This is a genomic window from Mesorhizobium sp. M00.F.Ca.ET.216.01.1.1, from assembly GCF_004010325.2.
In the GTDB taxonomy this organism is placed as follows: Bacteria; Pseudomonadota; Alphaproteobacteria; order Rhizobiales; family Rhizobiaceae; genus Mesorhizobium.
On sequence record NZ_SADR02000216.1, the window covers coordinates 1 to 377 of the forward strand.

A 377-nucleotide genomic window follows, 5' to 3' on the forward strand; every position below is an offset into this window, starting at 1 on the left:
GCGAAAGCCGGCGCCAAGACCACGCTGCTGCCGGGCGGCGAGGTGTTCTCAGCGCTGGAGAAAGGCACGATCGATGCGGCCGACTACACGGGACCGGCGGTAAACTGGGCGCTCGGCTTCCAGCAGGTGACCAAATACATTTCCATGGGACCGCCCGGACTGATGTCGGTGTATCAGCCCGTCGACCTGATGGATTTCGCCGTCAACATGAATGTCTGGAACCAACTCCCCGATAAGCTCAAGAAGTTCGTGGAAGACGAGATCCAGGTCTATTCGAACACCCATTTCGGGGCGATCCAGAAGGCCGACATGGAGGCCTGGCACAAATTCACCGACGCGGGCATTGAAATCAATCGGCTTGGACCGGAGGACCTCCA

1 pseudogene is annotated in these 377 nt (G+C 59.2%); it reads left to right on the forward strand.

Annotated elements, in window-relative coordinates:
• Positions 1-377, forward strand: a pseudogene (locus EN859_RS35800) (ABC transporter substrate-binding protein); the annotation flags it as partial.